Here is an 18,859-nt window from a genome sequence, read left to right on the forward strand (position 1 = left end):
GTTCTCTCCGGCGTTATGCCTTATCGATCAGACTTGTAGCCAGAAGGTCACCGGCCCGTCGTTCACCAGTGCCACTTTCATATCCGCAGCGAAGCGCCCGGTTTCGGTCACAATGCCTTTCTCCCGACACTGCCCGCAAAAATACTGATACAACCGGTCGGCTTCCTGTGGTTCAGCACCGCGTGAGAACCCCGGACGCATGCCTTTTTGTGTGTCAGCCGCCAGTGTGAACTGCGACACCACCAGCAGGCTACCGCCCGCCTGCTGTACGTTAAGATTCATTTTGTCATTTTCGTCACCGAAAATTCGGTACCCGATCACCCGTTCACAAAGGCGTTTAGCTTTTTGTTCGTCATCGCCCTGTTCAACACCCAGTAAAACCAGTAATCCCGGCCCTATCTGGCCGCAAACGTCGCCATCGATAGTCACGCTGGCATTCAATACCCGCTGAATTAACGCAATCATACAAATCCTTCGAACTGATTATTCTTCTGCTTTGTATTGAGCAGACTGCAATTTTCTCACAGAACGGAACTCGCCAAGCGTGACGGTAATTTCTGCGCCAAGAAGCACGATACACCAGCTGACATAGACCCAGAGAAATAAAATGGGGATCACAGCCAGTACACCGTAAATCAACTGATACGATGGGAAAAGCTGAATATACAAGGTGAAGATTTTTTTACTCAGCTCAAATAAGGCACCGGAAACCAGGGCGCCTACCAGCGCATCCTTTGCCGGAACTCTCACCGTTGGCACGACCTGATATAAGAGCCAGAACGTCACCCAGGAAATCAGTAACGGCAGGATCCGCAGCGCATGGTCGATGAGGGAATGCACGCCCCTGAGGTTAAGCCAGTTCAGGGAGAGTAAATAAGAGCTGACCGCCACGCTGGCCACCAGAAGAATGGGCCCGAGCGTTAATACCATCCAGTACACCGCAAATGAGAACACAATCGGACGCTTGGTTTTGCTGTCCCAGATTTTATTCAGCACGCTGTCCACTGAAGCGATCAGCAGTAATGCGGTGACAATTAATCCGCAGGTACCCACCGCCGTCATTTTGCTGGAGTTGGCAACAAACTGTTCGAGATAACGCTGAATGGTATTGCCCGTGGCCGGCATGAAGTTAGAAAAAATGAAGGTTTTAAGCTGTGCACTGATATCCGAAAAGACCGGAAATAATGCGAACAGCGAAAATACCACGGCAATCAGCGGAACCAGAGAAAGCAAAGAAACATAGGCTAAATGGCCCGCCAGAAGCGTCAGGCCATCCTTATCTGAGCGCTTTAAGAGCAGGACTGTGAATTTCCATAATGATTTTGGGTAGTGGCTCAATGCCCTTTTGTGCATCCTTACATCCTTCAGGAAAAGTATTTCGGTACCGTCTGGTTATCTTCCACCCACACAGCTTCAATGCCTGCCGCGCGGGCAGCTTCGATGTTTTCAGCAACATCATCAAAGAACACGGCCTGATCGGCGGTGAATCCTTCTTTCTCCAGCACATGCTGGAAAATTTCCGGTTCAGGTTTGCGCATACCCAGATTTTGCGAAAGATACATCGCATCGGTATTGGCTTCGATTTCCGGATAATGCTGCGGCCAGAAATCCAGATGTAAGCGGTTAGTATTCGACAGCACGACAACGCGATGACCTTCTTCGCGCAGTTTCTGGAATAACGTGATGACTTCAGGACGCAAGCCGACGAAGACAGCGTGCCAGCCCGCACTGAACTGCTCAAAACTGAGCGCAATGCCCATTTCATTACACAGATCGGCGGCGAACTGCTCATCGCTGATTTCACCCCGCTCGTGCTGCTGGAACACCTCGCCCATTTTGAAACGCTCGGTCAGCGTAGCCAGTGGCGTTCCGCTGAGATGGCTCCACACGCCAAGGACACGTTTGAAATCAATATCAATAATGACGTTTCCCATATCAAAAATGTACAGCATTGCACGCTCCTGATTTCAAAGATGACTTTTAACTTTAGCGGTAAAACGTACACCTGAACAGTGACAGAGTTGCGCTGTTGAGCTCAGCGTTAGAAAAAAGACAAAAAAAAACAGGGTACCCAAAGGCACCCTGTTTCTGTGTAACGGCACGCGTTAAAGAAGATTAACCTTCTTTAGGACCACGCATTGCACGTTTACGATCGTTCTCGGTCAGGTGACGTTTACGGATACGTACAGACTGAGGAGTCACTTCGACCAGTTCGTCATCATCGATGAATTCCAGAGCTTGCTCCAGAGACATTTTGATAGCAGGAACCAGAGTCGTTGCTTCGTCTGTACCGGACGCACGCATGTTGGTCAGTTTCTTACCGGTCAGGCAGTTCACGGTCAGGTCGTTAGAACGTGAGTGAATACCGATGATCTGGCCTTCATACACTTCTGCGCCGTGGCCCAGGAACAATTTACCGCGGTCTTGCAGGCTGAACAGTGCAAACGCAACTGCTTTACCCTGACCGTTGGAGATCAGCACGCCGTTCTGACGCTGGCCGATTTCGCCCGGACGAACGTCATCGTAGTGGCTGAACGTGGAGTACAGCAGACCGGTACCAGAAGTCATGGTCATGAATTCTGTACGGAAGCCGATCAGGCCACGTGCAGGGATCAGGTAATCAAGACGGATACGACCTTTGCCGTCTGGGATCATGTCTTTGACATCGCCTTTACGCTCACCCATGGCCTGCATTACAGAACCCTGGTGTTGCTCTTCGATATCCAGTGTCACGTTCTCGAATGGCTCTTGCATGCGGCCATCGATTTTACGGTTGATTACTTTAGGACGGGAAACCGCCAGCTCGAAACCTTCACGACGCATGTTTTCGATCAGAACCGACAGGTGAAGTTCACCACGGCCTGAAACGCGGAATGCATCAGCATCTTCAGTTTCTTCAACACGCAATGCAACGTTGTGCACCAGTTCTTTGTTCAGACGGTCAAGGATCTGACGTGAAGTCACATACTTACCTTCTTTACCACAGAACGGAGAGGTGTTTACGTTGAAGTACATGGTTACTGTTGGTTCATCAACGCTCAGCGCTGGCAGAGCTTCAACATTCGCCGGATCACAGATTGTGTCGGAGATGTTCAGTTCGCCCAGGCCGGTGATTGCGATGATGTCGCCCGCTTCAGCAACGGTGGCTTCGATACGCTCAAGACCCATGTGGGTCAGAACTTTACCGACTTTACCGTTACGGGTTTTGCCTTCGCTGTCGATGACAGTGATTTGCTGGTTAGGCTTAACGGTACCGCGTTTGATGCGGCCGATGCCGATGACGCCAACATAGTTGTTGTAGTCCAGCTGAGAGATTTGCATCTGGAAAGGTGCATCCATCTCAACTTGTGGCGGAGATACGTGGTCAACGATCGCCTGGTACAACGGGGTCATGTCTTCGGCCATATCGTTATGGTCGTTACCCGCGATACCCATCAATGCGGATGCATAGATGATTGGGAAATCGAGTTGTTCGTCGGTTGCGTCCAGGTTTACGAACAGGTCGAAGACCTGATCAACAACCCAGTCAGGACGCGCGCCAGGGCGGTCAACCTTGTTGATTACCACGATCGGTTTCAGACCATTAGCGAATGCTTTTTTGGTCACGAAACGGGTTTGCGGCATTGGGCCATCCATTGCATCCACAACCAGCAGCACCGAGTCGACCATTGACATCACACGCTCTACCTCACCGCCGAAGTCGGCGTGTCCTGGGGTATCCACGATGTTGATGCGGTAGTCTTTCCAATTAATGGCGGTGTTTTTTGCGAGGATGGTAATCCCACGCTCTTTCTCCAAATCGTTGGAGTCCATTACGCGTTCAGTGGCTTCTACACGCTCTCCGAAAGTACCGGATTGTTGCAGCAGCTTGTCGACCAGGGTGGTTTTACCATGGTCAACGTGGGCAATAATGGCGATGTTACGCAAATTTTCGATCACAGCTTTGCCTCAGGCATTAGAAATAGCGCGCTATTGTACACGTATTAAGCGAGGTTCTAAACAAGATCACAAGGATCTTGATGAAACAACTTATGGATGGTTACTTTGTGATCCCTTTCACGGTGCAAAAAGACCACTGAACCATTATGACGCACCGTTTTGGTGCTATGCATCTCAGAGTTAGCACCATTATAGTGCAGAAATTCCGTTATGGTGCATACTTATCGAGTGCAAGAGCCCTGTAAAATGGCGTTGTTTGCATTTTCTCAAAGTTGGCACACTTTTCGCTAATAGTTTTTAGGGTAAAAAAAAGTTTTTACAGGGTGACGCGTCTGACCAGTCAAATAATAGCGCTGTTCAGTCCACACGCCAGTTCAAGTAAAGCTGTTATTTCCAACTAAAGACCAAAAATGGTTATTCGTTCCACGACGATAATGAGAAATTCGGGAGAACTAGTATGTCCGCTGAACACGTTTTGACGATGCTGAATGAGCATGAAGTGAAATTCGTAGATTTACGTTTCACAGATACCAAAGGCAAAGAACAGCACGTCACCATTCCTGCACACCAGGTTAGCGCTGACTTCTTCGAAGAAGGCAAAATGTTTGATGGCTCTTCAATCGGTGGCTGGAAAGGCATTAACGAATCTGACATGGTTTTGATGCCAGATGCGAGCACTGCTGTTCTTGACCCGTTCTACGAAGAAACCACGCTGATCATTCGTTGCGACATCCTTGAGCCAACTACGCTGCAAGGTTATGACCGCGACCCACGTTCTACCGCGAAACGTGCAGAAGACTTCCTGCGCTCTTCCGGTATCGCGGACACCGTTCTGTTCGGGCCAGAGCCAGAATTCTTCCTGTTTGATGATGTGCGCTTCGGCAGCAGCATCTCCGGTTCTCACGTGGCTATCGATGATATCGAAGGCGCATGGAACTCCAGCACCAAATACGAAGGCGGCAACAAAGGCCACCGTCCTGCAGTTAAAGGCGGTTACTTCCCGGTTCCTCCGGTCGACTCTTCCCAGGATCTGCGTTCTACCATGTGTCTGACCATGGAAGAAATGGGTCTGGTTGTTGAAGCTCACCACCACGAAGTGGCAACCGCGGGTCAGAACGAAGTGGCAACCCGCTTCAATACCCTGACCAAAAAAGCTGACGAAATCCAAATCTACAAATACGTGGTTCACAACGTGGCTCACGCATTTGGCAAAACTGCGACCTTCATGCCAAAACCAATGTTTGGCGATAACGGTTCCGGTATGCACTGCCACATGTCTCTGTCCAAGAACGGTAACAACCTGTTCGCTGGCGACAAATACGGCGGCCTGTCTGAAATGGCACTGTTCTACATCGGCGGTATCATCAAGCACGCCAAAGCAATCAACGCCTACGCTAACCCGACTACCAACTCCTATAAGCGTTTGGTCCCGGGCTACGAAGCGCCAGTGATGCTGGCTTACTCTGCGCGTAACCGTTCTGCATCCATCCGTATTCCACACGTATCAACGCCTAAAGCGATGCGTATCGAAGCACGCTTCCCTGATCCAGCGGCTAACCCATACCTGGCGTTTGCTGCACTGATGATGGCTGGCCTGGACGGTATCATCAACAAGATCCACCCTGGCGATGCGATGGACAAAAACCTGTATGACCTGCCACCGGAAGAAGAAGCAGAAATTCCAAAAGTTGCAGGTTCACTGGAAGAAGCGCTGAACGCACTGAACGAAGACCGCGAGTTCCTGACCCGTGGCGGCGTGTTCACTGACGACGCTATCGATGCTTACATCGGTCTGCGTAAAGAAGAAATGGATCGCGTGCGTATGACTCCGCATCCGGTTGAGTTCGAGCTGTACTACAGCGTCTAAACACAGCGTTTAATTCTCGAATTAGCTGCTGAACTCAGCGCCCGTCCTCTGACCGGCGCTGAGAGAAATACCCGACTGGAGGCCTGGCGGTATGAAAGCCTTCAGCGTCAAAATTAAGTAAGACGATTTTATTTGTTGCCGTGGAAACTTTCAGCCCATCTCCGGATGGGCTTTTTTCTCCACACTCTTTCCTGCTTAACCCCTCTGACCCGTGTTTTGGCCGGGTAGCGAGACAAATTGCACCCATCAGGTGCGGGAGACTGCGGTATGGCAACTGGCAAGCTGCCCGATGCTGGGCAGATCCTGAATTCTTTAATCAACAGCGTTCTGCTGTTGGACGACGATTTGGCTGTGCATTACGCCAACCCGGCGGCTCAGCAATTACTGGCGCAAAGTTCCCGCAAACTTTTTGGCACCCCGTTGCCAGAGCTGGTGGGATATTTTTCGCTGAACATCGAGTTAATGCGTGAAAGTCTGACGGCCGGACAGGGCTTTACAGACAGCGAAGTGACTTTAGTCGTCGATGGCCGCGCGCATGTGTTGTCACTGACCGCACAGATGCTGCCGGAAGGTTTTATTCTGGTCGAACTGGCGCCGATGGATAATCAGCGACGTTTGAGTCAGGAACAATTGCAGCATGCTCAACAGGTTGCAGCCCGCGATTTGATCCGCGGCCTCGCGCATGAAATTAAAAATCCGCTTGGCGGTTTGCGTGGTGCGGCACAGTTGTTATCCAGAGCGCTGCCCGATCCGGCTTTGCTTGAGTACACCAAAGTCATTATTGAGCAGGCCGACCGTCTGCGTAATCTGGTCGACAGATTGCTGGGTCCGCAACGTCCGAGCCAGCATGTGACACAAAGTATTCATCAGGTTGCGGAGCGCGTTTGTCAGCTGGTGTCGATGGAAAAACCCGATAACGTTCAGCTGGTACGGGACTATGATCCGAGCCTGCCGGAACTGGCACACGACCCCGATCAGATAGAACAGATTTTACTGAATATCACCCGCAATGCCTTGCAGGCGCTGGGGGAGGAAGGCGGCACAATAACACTGCGTACGCGGACTGCTTTCCAGATTACGTTACACGGCGTGCGTTATCGTCTGGCGGCACGCATCGATATTGAAGATGACGGCCCCGGCGTACCGGCACATTTGCAGGACACTCTTTTTTACCCCATGGTCAGTGGCCGCGAAGGGGGCACCGGACTGGGCCTCTCTATCGCACGCAGTTTGATTGACCAGCATTCGGGTAAAGTTGAATTTAACAGTTGGCCAGGACATACCGAATTCTCGGTTTTCCTGCCTATTCGCCAGTGAGGTTCTTATGCAACGAGGGATAGTCTGGATCGTCGATGACGATAGCTCCATCCGCTGGGTACTTGAACGTGCGCTCACTGGAGCCGGTTTGACCTGCACCACGTTTGACAGCGGCAATGAAGTGCTTGATGCCATTGCGACTCAAACCCCTGACGTTTTGTTATCAGATATCCGTATGCCGGGGATGGACGGTTTAGCGCTGTTAAAGCAGATTAAACAGCGCCACCCGATGCTTCCGGTCATCATAATGACAGCGCACTCCGATCTGGATGCGGCGGTCAGCGCCTATCAGCAAGGCGCATTTGATTATCTGCCAAAACCTTTCGACATCGACGAAGCAGTGGCGCTGGTTGAACGCGCTATCAGCCATTATCAGGAGCAACAGCAACCGGCTCGCAGCCAGCCGGCAAGTGGCCCGACGGCGGATATTATCGGTGAAGCGCCAGCCATGCAGGACGTCTTTCGCATCATCGGCCGTTTGTCCCGCTCTTCAATCAGCGTGCTCATTAACGGGGAATCCGGTACCGGTAAAGAGCTGGTGGCTCATGCTTTACACCGTCACAGCCCGCGCGCCAAAGCGCCTTTTATCGCACTGAACATGGCGGCAATCCCGAAAGACCTGATCGAATCCGAACTATTCGGCCACGAGAAAGGGGCGTTTACTGGCGCTAACACCATCCGTCAGGGACGTTTTGAGCAGGCCGACAACGGCACGCTGTTCCTTGATGAAATCGGTGATATGCCCCTCGATGTGCAAACCCGTCTTCTGCGCGTGCTGGCTGATGGTCAGTTCTATCGTGTGGGCGGTTATGCACCGGTGAAAGTGGATGTGCGTATTATCGCTGCGACTCACCAGAATCTGGAATTACGGGTTCAGGAAGGGAAATTCCGCGAGGATTTATTCCACCGCCTGAATGTTATCCGTGTTCATCTGCCACCGCTGCGCGAACGTCGCGAAGATATTCCGCGTCTGGCACGTTATTTCCTGCAAGTGGCAGCGAAAGAATTGGGCGTGGAAGCGAAAAACCTGCATCCGGAAACAGAGACCGCGCTGACGCGTCTGCCGTGGCAGGGCAACGTGCGCCAGCTGGAAAACACCTGTCGCTGGTTAACGGTGATGGCTGCGGGTCAGGAAGTCCTGATTCAGGATTTACCGAGCGAACTTTTTGAAACGTCTGCCCCGGAAACCGGTGGTCAGAGCTTACCGGACAGCTGGGCAACACTGCTGGCACAATGGGCCGATCGCGCCCTGCGTTCCGGTCATCAAAACCTGTTGTCAGAAGCGCAGCCTGAAATGGAGCGCACTTTGCTGACCACGGCATTGCGTCACACGCAGGGACATAAACAGGAAGCCGCACGCTTACTGGGCTGGGGACGCAATACGCTGACCCGCAAGCTGAAAGAACTGGGTATGGAATAACCGGGCCTGAAATAAAAGCCCTGTGCCAGAAAGCAAAACAGCCGCTTATGCGGCTGTTTTTGTTGATAGCAAAGAAATCAGATCACGCGGGAGAATTGCTGCTGACGTACCTGACGGCGCAGATAAATATCAAAGCACATGCAGATGTTGCGGATAAGCAAACGTCCGCGTGGCGTTACCTGAATATGCGTCTCGCTCACCTCAACCAGCCCGTCTTCAACCAGCGGTTTCAGCAGCGCCAGATCATCGGAAAAATAGTCGGTAAAGCGGATGCCATAGCGCTCTTCCATATCCGCAAAGCTCAGCTCGAAATGGCAGATCAGCGATTTAATGACATCGCGACGCAGGCAATCATCATCCGTCATTTCCAGACCACGCCATAACGCATTCCCCTGCTGTTCTACTCTGGCGTAATACGTTTTGAGGTCTTTCTCGTTCTGCGCGTAAGTATCGCCCAGCATGCTGATGGCTGACACGCCCATTCCCAGTAAATCACTGTCGCCCTGCGTGGTATATCCCTGGAAATTACGGTGCAGCTTGCCTTCACGTTGGGCAATCGCCAGTTCGTCATCAGGACGCGCAAAGTGATCCATGCCGATAAAGCGGTAACCGGAGGCGGTCAGCGAGGCAATGGTTTCCTGCAGAATTTTCAATTTCTCTTCTGCGCCCGGCAAATCAGCGTCTTTTATTTTACGCTGAGCGGCAAACAGTTTTGGCATGTGGGCGTAATTGAACACGCTCAGGCGATCCGGGTTCAGCTCTGCCACGCGTTGCAGCGTATACGCAAAACTTTCCGCCGTTTGCTTCGGTAGGCCGTAAATCAGGTCGATGTTGGTGGAATTGAAACCCAGCGCTCTGGCGCGTTCAATCAGCGCAAAGATGAAATCTTCATCCTGCTCGCGATTCACCAGACGCTGCACTTCTTTATTGAAATCCTGCACGCCCATGCTCAGCCGATTAAAGCCTTCGCTGCGCAGATGGTCGAGCACATTCAGCTCGATTTCGCGGGGATCCACTTCCAGTGATATTTCTGCATCGGGGAGAATATCAAAGTGTGCCCGCAGAAGGCCCATCAGACGGCTTATCTGCGCTTTATCGAGGTAAGTCGGAGTACCACCGCCCCAATGCAACTGACTGACCTGACGGCCCTTAAAGAGCGGCGCACGGTGACTTATCTCTTTCTCAAGTACGTCGAGATATTCTTCGGCTTTATGCTGCTGACGGGTTACCAGTTTATTGCAGCCGCAGAAATAGCAGAGCTTATGGCAGAAAGGGATATGCACATACAGAGAAAGGGAGCGCTCAGGGTAACGGACAGCCGCTTGTTTAAAAGCCGCATCGTCGTAGCTTTCGCTGAATTCGAGTGCTGTTGGATAGGATGTGTATCGCGGACCTGAATAGTTGTACTTCTGGATCAGCGCTAAATCCCAGACGGTTGTCTGTTCTGACATGGGTGACTTACTCCTTCCGGCGTCGGATGCTGCCGGTTTCCCTTACAGGCAGGCTTTTGGCCTGCCTTACAAAGGTCGCTCTGCGCAAACGTGCTTTGGTTTTCGATAACCGTCGTAGTTTACCGAATAACCAAAGGAGATAACATGCAAAGAGTAAGGCTATTGCCGGAATGACCCAGCGCATCGCTTAGAAACCTTCTTTTGGATTCCCGCGTTTGAGCAACTGCATCATATCTTCGTTCTTCTCTTCTTCTTCGTCATCTTCATCGTCGCCGAGTTCGATACCGAGAATTTCCATCAGAACATCAATACGATCCAGAGTCTGGTCAACATAAGCCTGATCTTCTGCACTCAGTGCTTTGCCGTCGTCGATAAGATCAAGCAATGAATCCAGACGCTCATCGTTTTCCAGTAATGTCAGTTCTTCCTGCGGAGACATTTTTGGTTTTGCCTCTGGTTTCGGCTGAGCGGCTTTCTTCGCTTTCGCTGCATTGTTGGTGACGGTTTCCACGATCAATGGCACCGCTTTTTTACTGCCGATACGCGGATCGGTTTTTTTAGCGCCTGCGCCGCTTTGATTCTGGGCTGCGTCCGGATTTGCGCGTGAGCCTGCTTTATGGCCACGACGCTTATTGTCACGCTTGCGTTCGCGCGCTTCGATATCAAGCTCTACACGACTTTTCTTCTTCGTTTTAGCTGTCGCGGTATTGGCGCGCGGGGCTTTCGCTGGCTGTTTCATGGCATCTGCTCTTAGGTGTGTACATTTAGTATAGATTTGCGGCGGAATCTAGCAGAAAGCGGACAAAGAAAAAAGGCAGCAAGTTAACCTTGCTGCCTTTTTCTTTCCTTCAGAAGAAGGATATTCCTCAAACACTTTCCCTGTATAGCATCAACGTCCCGGTTTTTCCTTTGCCTTTCAGAGCCTCCGGCTCCGTTTGTCCTTAAATCGCGATGCATTTCCCGTGATCCCTGAATGCAATAATCGTCCTTGTTTCCGTTCTCGCCTTCACCGCGTAAGAAATACTTTACCCGACTGGCACAAAGGCTCAAGATACCCGCCAGCCGTCTTGTCGGTTTCATAACGATATAAATTTTATCTTATTGAAATTGAATAATATTAAAAATTTCGGCGACAAAACAAGCGAAATAACCCGCATCATGAATAGCAAATGTCTTACATCATGAAGGCAATTTCCCCCGCCTTCATCTCTGTGGTCCCTTCGCCTCATCATTCGGATTTTAAAAACACGAACGCATCTCGGCTCTGTTGCAGTTATAATCGCCAGCCAGATACTCATGCCTCACGGAGACGCACGCTTTGACCAGCCAAACTTACAACTATCATATGACCCATTTCGTCATGAGCGCCCCGGATATCCGGCATTTGCCATCTGACGCAGGCATTGAAGTCGCATTTGCTGGTCGTTCAAACGCCGGCAAATCCAGCGCACTGAATACTCTGACGCAGCAGAAAAGCCTCGCACGTACCAGTAAAACACCTGGCCGTACTCAGCTCATCAACCTGTTTGAAGTGAAGCCGGGCATCCGTCTGGTCGACTTGCCGGGTTATGGCTACGCGGAAGTACCTGAAGAAATGAAGCGTAAATGGCAGCGCGCGCTGGGCGAATATCTGCAAATGCGCAACTCGCTGAAAGGTCTGGTGGTATTGATGGATATCCGTCATCCACTGAAAGATCTCGATCAGCAGATGATTCAGTGGGCTGTCGATGTGGGTACGCCGGTGATGTTGCTGCTGACGAAAGCCGACAAACTGGCATCCGGCGCGCGTCAGGCGCAGATCAAAATGGTCCGCGAAGCCGTGAAAGAATTCATGGGCGATATTCAGGTGGAAGCCTTCTCTTCCCCGAAGAAAATGGGCGTCGATAAACTGAGTGACAAACTGAACACCTGGTTCAGCGAAATCCCACCGGAAGTGCTGGAAGAAGAGCTTTTTGACAAAGGCGAATAAATCTCGGCTTAAACGAAGAAGTCTGTAAGTAAAGAACATATCAGGGTAGCCAACAGGCTGCCCTTTTTTATGGGCGGGATTTTTATCACTGGTAGGCAGAAAACAGGCGTAACCCTGTGAAAACTCCAATAAAAAACGCCCCAGACATAAATGCCTGGGGCGGCTAAAATATTCAGCCAAATCCGATTACGTGAAGTAAAAGGTCTGAAAGATAGAACATCTTACCTCTGTACCCTACGAGAGAAACTTTACCCTATTTCATGACGGGGAAAAAGAACTTTTTGTAGTTTACTTACACAAAAATCGTGGATTATGCGATCACCTTCATGGTCTGAGCACATAATCCTGTAGCTTAATTACAAAAAAAGCTTAATTACTATCCACTTAGTGAGCCTGATCCCAGTTCTCGCCAGTACCGACGTCCACTTTCAACGGAACCGCCAGTGTCATACTGGCTTCCATCAGGTTGCGAATTTTTTCACTCGCTGCAGCAACATCATCTTTATGCACTTCAAACACCAGTTCATCGTGTACCTGCATGATAATGCGGGCACGCGGAGCATCTGACTGTTTCAGCCAGGCATCGACGCTGATCATGGCGCGTTTGATAATGTCAGCCGCAGTACCCTGCATCGGGGCGTTGATCGCGGCACGCTCGGCACCTTTACGGCGCATCGCGTTGCTGGATTTGATGTCCGGCAGATACAGACGGCGACCATCGAGCGTTTCAACGTAACCCTGCTCAGAAGCCTGAGTGCGGGTACGTTCCATATATTCCAGCACGCCCGGATAACGCTCGAAGTACAAATCCATATAACGCTGGGATTCTTTGCGTGGAATATTGAGCTGACGCGATAAGCCAAAGGCGCTCATGCCGTAAATCAGACCAAAGTTAATCGCTTTAGCGCTGCGACGCTGTTCACCAGATACTTTCTCCAGCGGTGTGCCGAAAACTTCTGCGGCGGTCGCGCGGTGAATATCCTGGCCTTCAGCAAAGGCTTTCAGCAAGCCTTCATCTTTCGATAAATGCGCCATGATGCGCAGTTCAATCTGCGAATAGTCGGCCGCCAGAATGATGTAGTCTTTTGGCGCAATAAACGCCTGACGGATACGGCGCCCTTCATCATTACGCACCGGAATGTTTTGCAGGTTGGGATCGCTGGAAGACAGACGCCCCGTCGCGGTCACGGCCTGATGGTAGGACGTATGAACGCGGCCAGACTGCGGGTTGATCATCAATGGCAGTTTATCGGTGTAAGTCGATTTCAGTTTTGCCAGACCACGATATTCCAGAATCACTTTCGGCAACGGATAATCCAGCGCCAGTTCAGCCAGAACTTCTTCGTTAGTTGATGGCGCACCACCCGGAGTTTTCTTCAGGATTGGCAGTTTTTGTTTTTCATACAAAATAGCCTGCAACTGTTTGGTCGAAGAGAGGTTGAAAGGCTCTTCAGCCAGTTCATGCGCTTTGTTTTCCAGCTCATTCAGTCGAATTGCCAGCTCTTTCGAGTGAGCCGCGAGGATGTTCTGATCAATCAGAACCCCGGTACGCTCGATATGAGAAAGAACAGGCACCAGCGGCATTTCAATATCCGTGAACACTTTGGTCAGGGATTCGCTTTCCTGAATGCGTGGCCAGAGTGCCTGATGCAATTGCAATGTAACATCGGCATCTTCTGCCGCGTAAGGCGCTGCCTGCTCAAGGGCTATCTGGTTGAAGGTTAGCTGGTTCTTACCTTTACCCGCAATTTCTTCAAAGCCCACGGTTTTATGGCCGAGATAGCGGTCTGCCAAACTGTCCATGTCATGGCGGCCAGATACGCTATCGAGCACGTAGGATTCAAGCATGGTGTCGAAGGCGATACCTTTCAGTTCGATGTCATAACGCAGTAAAACACCGCGGTCGAATTTGAGGTTCTGCCCGACTTTCAGCTGCTTTTCATCTTCGAGTAACGGCTTGAGTTGTTTCAGCACATCATCGCGGTCCAGCTGCGCCGGTGCATCCAGATAGTCATGTGCCACAGGAAGATAAGCCGCTTTACCCGCTTCCGTGGCGAAAGATAGGCCGATCAGATTGGCAGTCAGGGTATCCAGACCATCCGTTTCGGTATCGAAAGCGAAAACATTCGATGCTTTCAGATAACCGATCCACTCATCAAGAGTCGCCTGATCCAGAATGGTGACATATCCCTCCTGCGAGAGCTGGTTTGGTTCAACAGCGGATACTGACGTCGTTTCTTCTGCCGGAGCACCTTTCTTCGCTGCTGCCGACGCTTTACCTGCCGATTTTTTGGCGCTCAGCCAGGTGCCGGATTCAACATCTGCCAGCCAGCGTTTGAATTCATAGCGGCCAAATAACTTGTGAAGTTCATCGGCATCGGGTTCTGAAACCGTCAGCTCAGCACAAGTGAGATCCAGCTTAACGTCAGTTTTAATGGTCGCCAGCTGATAAGAGAGGTAGGCAACTTCTTTATTATCTGCCAGTTTTGCCGCCATGGTTTTTGAACCACGGAAACTGAGTGTCGATACTTTATCCAGATCGGCATATAACGCATCAAGGCCACCAATGCCTTGTAACAGTGCCTGTGCCGTTTTCTCACCAACGCCCGGTACGCCCGGAATGTTGTCCGAGGAGTCACCCATCAGGGCGAGAAAATCGATGATCAGTTCAGGCGGCACACCGTATTTCTCGACAACTTCATCTGGCCCCAGAATCGCATTGTTCATGGTGTTGATCAAAGTGACACCCGGCGTCACCAGCTGAGCCATATCTTTATCGCCGGTGCTGATCAGAACCGCATGTCCCGCTTTCTCGGCTTCAAGTGCCAGCGTACCGATCACGTCGTCCGCCTCTACGCCGGAAACCACCAGTAATGGCAACCCCATCGCTTTCACCATTTGATGAAGCGGCTCAATTTGAGAACGCAGATCATCCGGCATCGGAGGACGATGGGATTTATATTGTTCGAAAAGCTCATCACGGAAGGTTTTGCCTTTCGCGTCAAAAACCACCGCAACATGGCTTGGTGTGTATTGCAGCAAAAGACTGCGCAACATATTCAGCACACCGTACATCGCGCCGGTCGGTTCACCCGCAGAGTTGGTCAGCGGAGGGAACGCATGATAAGCGCGATAAAGGTAGGACGAACCGTCCACCAGGATTAATGGGTTTTCTGCTATCTGGGCCATAACTCTTCTTTATTCGTGATCAGACATGCTCTAAGGATGCCATAGCCAGCAGGAAAGACGAACCTTGAGAAGGAAATTCATTACGAAGTTGCGGGGGATCTCGAAGGATCATCCTGTGGATAACTTTGTGAATAGTTTTAACAGGAAATTAATTCGGAGGGTTAATCCGAAAACACATCAGGATTTTAGCTACGTGTTTCATCAGGTTATAGGATTGCTTAATGAAATATTGATGTAATAGAAGCTTAATAGCTATTGTGGATAGTAATATTTACTGGAAAACTTTCTGCGGAATATTTTTTATATTCACGCCTGCAAACATTTCCTTTTTCTCATTTCTTCGAAAATATAACGCCAGCCCGAAAGCTGGCGTTGAGATCAGAAATTCTTATTTTTTGGTCGCTAAGAAGTTGATCACATCAGAATATTGTTTGACGTACATATCCATTGAGCTGGTATCAAGTCCGTCATTTTTAACCATATATTTGCCGTTCACAAATACGGAAGGAACGCCTTGCAGACCCAGGTCAGCAGCGGCTTTCTCCTGTTGAACAACCAGAGATTTCACAACAAAGCTGTTAAGTGCAGCATCGTAATCCTCGCCTTTCACACCCGCCTGAATAAAGACTTTACGGATATCATCAGCATTCTGAATGGATTGCTGTTTCTGCACAGCATCAAACATCAGCGGACTCACTTTGTCTTCCACACCCAGGGCAATCGCAACAGCCCAGGCTTGAGTTAATTGTTTACCCAATGGCCCCAGGAATTCGACGTGATATTTGGCATATTTAACATCTTTAGGCAGGTTCTTGCGGATGTTGTCAGAGACATGCCAGACTTGTTCAAACTGGTAGCAGTGCGGGCAATAAAATGAGAAGAACTCGAGTACCTGTGGCTCATTAGCAACGGTTTTATCTAAAGTAACGTACTGTGCGCCATCAGAAAACTGCGCGGCAGACACACTGAAGGCCATAACCATACCAACCAGTGCCAGGAATATCTTTTTCATATAAAGCCTATCTCCATTTAATTAAACTTCGAACATTAATCATGACTTAATACATTGGCATCAGCTGTAAAGGAGGTGCCTGTAATTTCTTAACTTGCTCAGTAAACGCCGCTATCTGACTACGCCAGAAATCTTCATCCTGCATCCAGGGGAAACTCTTAGGAAATGCAGGATCCTCCCAGCGACGGGCAACCCAGGCCAGATAATAAACCATACGCATAGCCCGCAGCGGTTCAATCAAAGAGAGTTCGCGCGTATCTAAATCAGCAAACTCTCCGTAAGCTTCCAGCAAGATATCTAACTGGAGCCTTTGCTCACTTTGATCCCCATGCAACAGCATCCAGAGATCCTGAATTGCCGGACCATTACGGGCATCATCCATATCGACAAACAATGGCCCGTCACGCCAGAGAATATTCCCCGGGTGGCAATCGCCATGTAAGCGTAGAGGTTGCCAGTCAGTATGCCAATAATCGCCCGTAGTGCGAATCAGCTGGTCTGTTGCGGATAAGAAGGGTTCACGCAAACTCTTGGGGATCAGCGGACATTGCGCGAGAACTTCGCGCGGCCGGACGAGATATTCATCAAGTCCGATAGTTGGCCGTGCGGTAAACAGGCTTTCACTGCCCACCTGATGAATGCGCCCAAGAAAACGTCCTACCCACTCCAGCTGATCGAGATTATCGATTTCATACTGACGACCACCCACGCTGGGAAATACGGTAAACATATATCCCTGGTAGTGGTGCAGTGTGTTTTCGTTGATAGAAAGAGGGGCAACAGCAGGAATTTCTGCATCAGCCATATCAAGTGAAAACTGATGCTCTTCGTGGATTTGTTCTTCGGTCCATCGCTCAGGACGGTAAAACTTCACCACATAGCGTTTTCTGTCTTCACCAAGAAACTGGTAAACGCGGTTTTCATAACTGTTTAATGCAGTGAGGCCGGACTCAGCAATAAGACCGACACTCTCTAACGCATCAAGGATAAGATCCGGCGACAATGCCTGAAAATTAAAAGCTGTATTGTTCATAACTTCATTCGGATTGGCCGCACAGAAAAATGACAATGGGAAATAGTATCATCTATTTTTGGCAGTTCGCATGAAGTTCACATAAGTTTACATCAATCCTTAATCACGCCACGGGCACGTAAAAGTGCAGTTTTAAAGTCATCCTCATAGTCTTTTTTCAAACCCGGGATTTCAGTCGTGCTGTCAGTACCACGCATTTTCAGGTGATAAATCAATGTGTCATCACTGAGTTCGCCTAATGACCCCTGGTATCCACATTCTGTGGCCAGCTTCTGGATGAACTCCATCAGGTTCAGATCGCAATCCTCTTTCCATGCCGGATGCAGCAGTTCGATCAGCTCGTTTACGCGATGTTCTTTCATGATAATCCTTCTCCACTTGTTTTCAGACCTTAAAAATAACAGGGTTATTTCGTCAGGGAAAGTACAAGCTCACTGTAAAAAAGTTTAACCTGCCCGGTATAAATTAAGGCGTTACAATGACGGTAATAATGAGGTTCTGAAAGGCGGATATTATGGATCGCAGTAACATCACTGGCGTTATTTTAGCAGGCGGTCGGTCGAGCAGGATGGGCGAAGAGAAAGGGCTGATTGATATTAATGGTCAGCCTTTATTTGAACATATCGCCCAAAGATTACATCCCCAAGTCGGAGAAATTCTGATCAGCTGTAATCAGAATTCTGAACGCTATGGCAGAAATAACCAGACCGTCCCGGACATCAAACAGAATTTCTCGGGGCCACTCGCCGGTATGCTTGCTGCGTTATCAGTGAGTAAAACCGAATGGATACTCTTCGTTCCCTGCGACGTGCCAGATTTTCCCATCGACCTGAGTGAAAGATTATTTGCCGGGCTATCAGGGCAGAAAGCAGCTTATGTGCGTGATCCGGAGCGTGAGCATCCAACGCTTTGCCTGTTAAACCGGAGTCTGTTACCGGCACTGACGTCGTACCTGGAAAACGGCGACAGGAAGCTCATGATTTTCCTTGATAATATCGGAGCAAACTCGGTGCTGTTCAGTGAGTCTGCTGCGTTTTTCAATCTTAATACGCCTGAAGATGTGGCGCTTTGGAAAACCCGCAACCAGGATCATTCAAGATGATAAACCAACCAATCCCATTACTTGGGATCGTCGCTTATAGCGGTACAGGAAAAACAACACTGCTGAAACAGCTCATCCCGTGGCTTCGTCAGCGTGGTATCCGGACGGGTCTGATAAAACATACCCATCATGATATTGATGTAGATACGCCGGGGAAAGACAGTTTCGAGCTACGCAAAGCTGGCGCATACCAGACAATGGTTGCCAGCAATAGCCGGTGGGCGCTGATGACTGAAACACCCGGGCATGACGACTTCAGTCTTGAGTATCTGGCAACGCGTTTCGACAGTAGTAATCTTGATATGATTTTGGTTGAGGGATTTAAACATGAAGATATCGATAAAATCGTGCTGCACAGGAAGGAAACGGGAAAGTCACTGGAGAGTCTGATTGATATTCACGTTGTTGCAGTCGCAACTAATGATCTGTTCGCGCCGGTTAAGCAGGTGATCAATATCCTGAATATAAATGAGGTAGATAAAGTGGGGGAATTTGTTGTTCAGTGGCTGGAAAGTCAGCAAAACTAGAGGTTCTGCCCTCTTTTATTTTCCTAAATCTCA

At 49.9% G+C, this 18,859-nt stretch carries 17 protein-coding genes; 6 read left to right on the plus strand and 11 right to left on the minus strand.

Going from position 1 to position 18,859, the window contains the following annotated elements:
- Positions 1–27: 27 nt before the first annotated feature.
- The 4 genes from dtd to typA all read right to left on the minus strand — a co-directional run bounded on the left by dtd (position 28) and on the right by typA (position 3,939).
- Entirely contained in the window at positions 28–465 is a 438-nt protein-coding gene (dtd, locus tag ACJY2G_RS22530; protein WP_112289293.1) for a D-aminoacyl-tRNA deacylase, read from the minus strand.
- Between the two features lie 18 nt (positions 466–483).
- A complete protein-coding gene (locus ACJY2G_RS22535; protein ID WP_439292223.1) occupies positions 484–1,353 on the minus strand; it encodes a virulence factor BrkB family protein in 870 nt (289 codons plus the stop codon).
- A gap of 11 nt (positions 1,354–1,364) precedes the next feature.
- Positions 1,365–1,952 carry a glucose-1-phosphatase gene (gene yihX / locus ACJY2G_RS22540; RefSeq protein WP_113877652.1) on the minus strand — a complete coding sequence of 196 codons (588 nt, stop codon included), beginning with the start codon at positions 1,950–1,952 and terminating at the stop codon, positions 1,365–1,367.
- A gap of 163 nt (positions 1,953–2,115) precedes the next feature.
- Complete coding sequence (gene typA / locus ACJY2G_RS22545) at positions 2,116–3,939, minus strand: ribosome-dependent GTPase TypA (protein ID WP_112289290.1); 1,824 nt, start codon at positions 3,937–3,939, stop codon at positions 2,116–2,118.
- Between the two features lie 457 nt (positions 3,940–4,396).
- Between typA and glnA the strand changes: the two genes are divergently transcribed.
- The 3 genes from glnA to glnG all read left to right on the plus strand — a co-directional run bounded on the left by glnA (position 4,397) and on the right by glnG (position 8,543).
- Entirely contained in the window at positions 4,397–5,806 is a 1,410-nt protein-coding gene (gene glnA, locus ACJY2G_RS22550) for a glutamate--ammonia ligase (RefSeq protein ID WP_013577652.1), read from the plus strand.
- 267 nt (positions 5,807–6,073) lie between these two features.
- On the plus strand, positions 6,074–7,123 hold the full coding sequence (glnL, locus tag ACJY2G_RS22555) for a nitrogen regulation protein NR(II) (protein WP_112289289.1): 1,050 nt from the start codon (positions 6,074–6,076) through the stop codon (positions 7,121–7,123).
- A 7-nt stretch (positions 7,124–7,130) separates the two neighbouring features.
- Positions 7,131–8,543 carry a nitrogen regulation protein NR(I) gene (glnG, locus tag ACJY2G_RS22560; RefSeq protein WP_095924078.1) on the plus strand — a complete coding sequence of 471 codons (1,413 nt, stop codon included), beginning with the start codon at positions 7,131–7,133 and terminating at the stop codon, positions 8,541–8,543.
- Positions 8,544–8,620: 77 nt separating this feature from the next.
- Here the strand turns inward: glnG and hemN are convergent, their stop codons facing one another.
- Positions 8,621–9,994: an oxygen-independent coproporphyrinogen III oxidase gene (gene hemN / locus ACJY2G_RS22565; protein ID WP_430320830.1), complete on the minus strand. Its 1,374-nt coding sequence runs from the start codon at positions 9,992–9,994 to the stop codon at positions 8,621–8,623.
- Positions 9,995–10,181: 187 nt separating this feature from the next.
- Positions 10,182–10,733, minus strand: a complete 552-nt coding sequence (gene yihI, locus ACJY2G_RS22570; protein ID WP_112289286.1) for a Der GTPase-activating protein YihI — start codon at positions 10,731–10,733, stop codon at positions 10,182–10,184.
- A 579-nt stretch (positions 10,734–11,312) separates the two neighbouring features.
- Between yihI and yihA the strand changes: the two genes are divergently transcribed.
- The gene (gene yihA / locus ACJY2G_RS22575) at positions 11,313–11,963 is read left to right on the plus strand and encodes a ribosome biogenesis GTP-binding protein YihA/YsxC (protein ID WP_430320831.1); all 651 of its coding nucleotides are present in this window, start codon (positions 11,313–11,315) and stop codon (positions 11,961–11,963) included.
- Positions 11,964–12,135: 172 nt separating this feature from the next.
- Here the strand turns inward: yihA and ACJY2G_RS22580 are convergent, their stop codons facing one another.
- The 5 genes from ACJY2G_RS22580 to ACJY2G_RS22600 form a co-directional block, all read right to left on the minus strand.
- Positions 12,136–12,183 carry a spot 42 RNA, inhibition of DNA synthesis gene (locus ACJY2G_RS22580; protein WP_071892919.1) on the minus strand — a complete coding sequence of 16 codons (48 nt, stop codon included), beginning with the start codon at positions 12,181–12,183 and terminating at the stop codon, positions 12,136–12,138.
- A 164-nt stretch (positions 12,184–12,347) separates the two neighbouring features.
- Positions 12,348–15,152, minus strand: coding sequence for a DNA polymerase I (polA, locus tag ACJY2G_RS22585; protein ID WP_430320832.1), 2,805 nt, complete (start codon positions 15,150–15,152; stop codon positions 12,348–12,350).
- Positions 15,153–15,540: 388 nt separating this feature from the next.
- Complete coding sequence (dsbA, locus tag ACJY2G_RS22590) at positions 15,541–16,164, minus strand: thiol:disulfide interchange protein DsbA (RefSeq protein ID WP_112289283.1); 624 nt, start codon at positions 16,162–16,164, stop codon at positions 15,541–15,543.
- Between the two features lie 46 nt (positions 16,165–16,210).
- The gene (locus ACJY2G_RS22595) at positions 16,211–17,197 is read right to left on the minus strand and encodes a serine/threonine protein kinase (RefSeq protein WP_430320833.1); all 987 of its coding nucleotides are present in this window, start codon (positions 17,195–17,197) and stop codon (positions 16,211–16,213) included.
- A gap of 92 nt (positions 17,198–17,289) precedes the next feature.
- On the minus strand, positions 17,290–17,559 hold the full coding sequence (locus tag ACJY2G_RS22600; RefSeq protein WP_430320834.1) for a YihD family protein: 270 nt from the start codon (positions 17,557–17,559) through the stop codon (positions 17,290–17,292).
- Positions 17,560–17,711: 152 nt separating this feature from the next.
- Here ACJY2G_RS22600 and mobA point away from each other — a divergent pair, with 152 nt between their 5' ends.
- Entirely contained in the window at positions 17,712–18,299 is a 588-nt protein-coding gene (mobA, locus tag ACJY2G_RS22605) for a molybdenum cofactor guanylyltransferase MobA (protein WP_430320835.1), read from the plus strand.
- Complete coding sequence (gene mobB / locus ACJY2G_RS22610; protein ID WP_430320836.1) at positions 18,296–18,826, plus strand: molybdopterin-guanine dinucleotide biosynthesis protein MobB; 531 nt, start codon at positions 18,296–18,298, stop codon at positions 18,824–18,826. Before mobA ends, mobB begins: the two co-directional genes overlap by 4 nt.
- Positions 18,827–18,859: the final 33 nt, after the last annotated feature.

It is taken from the genome of Rahnella sp. ATs2 (genome assembly GCF_051851855.1).
Classification (GTDB): domain Bacteria; phylum Pseudomonadota; class Gammaproteobacteria; order Enterobacterales; family Enterobacteriaceae; genus Rahnella; species Rahnella variigena.

What these genes read in the sequence shown, in the direction of transcription:
- polA (WP_430320832.1), bottom strand. Translation starts at nt 15,152, where the DNA reads ATGGCCCAGATAGCAGAAAACCCATTAATCCTGGTGGACGGTTCGTCC.
- mobB (WP_430320836.1), top strand. Translation starts at nt 18,296, where the DNA reads ATGATAAACCAACCAATCCCATTACTTGGGATCGTCGCTTATAGCGGT.
- ACJY2G_RS22600 (WP_430320834.1), bottom strand. Translation starts at nt 17,559, where the DNA reads ATGAAAGAACATCGCGTAAACGAGCTGATCGAACTGCTGCATCCGGCA.
- glnG (WP_095924078.1), top strand. Translation starts at nt 7,131, where the DNA reads ATGCAACGAGGGATAGTCTGGATCGTCGATGACGATAGCTCCATCCGC.
- yihI (WP_112289286.1), bottom strand. Translation starts at nt 10,733, where the DNA reads ATGAAACAGCCAGCGAAAGCCCCGCGCGCCAATACCGCGACAGCTAAA.
- dtd (WP_112289293.1), bottom strand. Translation starts at nt 465, where the DNA reads ATGATTGCGTTAATTCAGCGGGTATTGAATGCCAGCGTGACTATCGAT.
- ACJY2G_RS22535 (WP_439292223.1), bottom strand. Translation starts at nt 1,353, where the DNA reads ATGCACAAAAGGGCATTGAGCCACTACCCAAAATCATTATGGAAATTC.
- yihX (WP_113877652.1), bottom strand. Translation starts at nt 1,952, where the DNA reads ATGCTGTACATTTTTGATATGGGAAACGTCATTATTGATATTGATTTC.
- mobA (WP_430320835.1), top strand. Translation starts at nt 17,712, where the DNA reads ATGGATCGCAGTAACATCACTGGCGTTATTTTAGCAGGCGGTCGGTCG.
- glnL (WP_112289289.1), top strand. Translation starts at nt 6,074, where the DNA reads ATGGCAACTGGCAAGCTGCCCGATGCTGGGCAGATCCTGAATTCTTTA.
- ACJY2G_RS22595 (WP_430320833.1), bottom strand. Translation starts at nt 17,197, where the DNA reads ATGAACAATACAGCTTTTAATTTTCAGGCATTGTCGCCGGATCTTATC.
- dsbA (WP_112289283.1), bottom strand. Translation starts at nt 16,164, where the DNA reads ATGAAAAAGATATTCCTGGCACTGGTTGGTATGGTTATGGCCTTCAGT.
- hemN (WP_430320830.1), bottom strand. Translation starts at nt 9,994, where the DNA reads ATGTCAGAACAGACAACCGTCTGGGATTTAGCGCTGATCCAGAAGTAC.
- glnA (WP_013577652.1), top strand. Translation starts at nt 4,397, where the DNA reads ATGTCCGCTGAACACGTTTTGACGATGCTGAATGAGCATGAAGTGAAA.